Here is a 1792-nt window from a genome sequence, read left to right on the forward strand (position 1 = left end):
CCGGAGAGGGAGACGGGCGGCGGTCCCGGGGGTGTGCTGGTCGCGGGGGTGGTCACGGGGCGGTCTCCTGAACGGTCTGTGCGGCGGGCTCCCGGTGGGTGTGCTGGGCGTACCGGGTCCTGAGGTGCTCGACGAGGGTGATCAGTACGTCCTTGCCGGATTCCCGGGACCGGGCGTCGCAGTCGATCAGCGGCACGTCCGGCGCGAGGTCGAGCGCCTCGCGCAGCTGTGCCTGGGTGTGGTCCTGGCCGCCGCCGAAGTCGTTGTGCGCCACGATGAACGGCGTGCCGTGGTGCTCTAGGCGGTCGATGGCGTACCAGGAGTCGGCGAGCCGCCGCGCGTCGACGAGGACGACCGCGCCCAGCGTTCCCGCGAACAGCCGGTCCCACAGGAACCAGAAGCGCTCCTGCCCCGGTGCGCCGAACAGGTACAGGACGTTGCGCGCGTCGAGCGTGATGCGGCCGAAGTCGAAGGCGACGGTGGTCGACGTCTTGGCCCGTACGCCGTCGAGGTGGTCGACCTCCTGCCCGGCGCTGGTCATCGTCTCCTCGGTGTTGAGGGGACGGATCTCGCTCACCGAGCGGACCAGGGTCGTCTTGCCGACGCCGAAGCCGCCGACGACAACGATCTTCAGGCCGTTGTCCGCGGTGGCGGTCAACTCGGTGCGGCCCGTGGGCTGTTCGGTTGCCGACCGGTCGGAGTCTGCCGACCGGTCAGAGGTTGCGGAGTCCAACGAGCACCTGCTCCAGGATGTCGGGGTCGGGAAGGCTGCGGGCGGTGTGTGCCATGCGGGGGTGGCGGGCGCTGATCCGGCCGCCGGCCAGCAGGTCGGAGAGCAGGATCCGTACGATGCTCACCGGCAGGCCGAGTTCGGCCGCTATCTCGACGACGGCCGTGGGACGGCGGCACATCCGCAGGATCGCCGCGTGCTCGGACTGCATGCCCGGGGCCGGCTCGCACTCGGCGACCACCAGGGTCACCAGGTCGAATCGCGCGTCCGGCGCCGACCGGCTGCGGCCCCCGGTGAGGGTGTACAGCCGGTCGGGGGAGTCGTCCCGGCCGGGGCGGCTCATGACACCGGGGCGGCCGGGGACGCCGGTTCGGTGCGGGGAGCGGCGCGCAGGTGCTCGCCGATCTGCTCCACCAGCTCGCTCATGGCGTGGCCGACGAACCCGGCGTCGGCGTCCTCGGCCGCGACGAGCGCGAGGTGCGCGCCCTCACCGGCCTCGACGATGAAGAGGATGCCGCCGTAGAACTCGGCCATCGCCGAGCGGACTCCACCCGTACCGTCGCCGAACTCCACGGACGCGCCGTGCGACAGGGACTGGATACCGGCGGCGATCGCGGCCAGCTGGTCGGCCTGGTCGACGGAGAGCTCGGGGGTACGGCACAGCTTCAGGCCGTCGCGGGAGAGCACCAGGGCGTGGCGGGCGCCGGGCGTGCGCTCCAGGAGCCCCTCCAGAAGCCAGCTGAGCTTCTCATCGGTGGTGGTGCCGGTGGTGGTCGAGTGAGTGCTGCCGGTCATCGGGTGGTGTCGCCTTCCGGGTGCTGTGCTGTAGGCCGCGGGTCTGTGGTCTCGTCCTGGCCCGGCGGCGCCGCGCCGCGTACGGCCTGCCGGAAGCTGCCGAAGCGGGCGGCGCTCTCGGCGGCGGTACGGGAGTCCGCGGCGCGGCCGGTGGCAGTGGCGGCACGGGCCTGCGCCGCCTCCGCCGCGGCCAGGGTCCGCCCGCGCGGCCGCTTGGGCAGACCGCCGCCGCCCAGCCCGGGGGTGGGCGCGGGGGACTCGTGGGTC

The 1792-nt window shown here is 73.4% G+C and carries 3 protein-coding genes and 1 pseudogene; all 4 read right to left on the reverse strand.

Annotation, left to right across the window (positions count from 1 at the left end; genetic code table 11):
* Window positions 1-52: 52 nt before the first annotated feature.
* Window positions 53-733, reverse strand: coding sequence for a GTP-binding protein (locus tag U9R90_RS35915; RefSeq protein ID WP_411061672.1), 681 nt, complete (start codon window positions 731-733; stop codon window positions 53-55).
* Window positions 714-1073: a DUF742 domain-containing protein gene (locus tag U9R90_RS35920; protein WP_411061673.1), complete on the reverse strand. Its 360-nt coding sequence runs from the start codon at window positions 1071-1073 to the stop codon at window positions 714-716. Before U9R90_RS35920 ends, U9R90_RS35915 begins: the two co-directional genes overlap by 20 nt.
* On the reverse strand, window positions 1070-1525 hold the full coding sequence (locus U9R90_RS35925) for a roadblock/LC7 domain-containing protein (RefSeq protein WP_411061674.1): 456 nt from the start codon (window positions 1523-1525) through the stop codon (window positions 1070-1072). Before U9R90_RS35925 ends, U9R90_RS35920 begins: the two co-directional genes overlap by 4 nt.
* Window positions 1522-1792: pseudogene (locus U9R90_RS35930) on the reverse strand (hypothetical protein); the annotation flags it as partial. The pseudogene U9R90_RS35930 and the gene U9R90_RS35925, both read right to left, overlap by 4 nt.

It is taken from the genome of Streptomyces sp. E11-3 (assembly GCF_046540415.1).
Classification (GTDB): Bacteria; Actinomycetota; Actinomycetes; order Streptomycetales; family Streptomycetaceae; genus Streptomyces.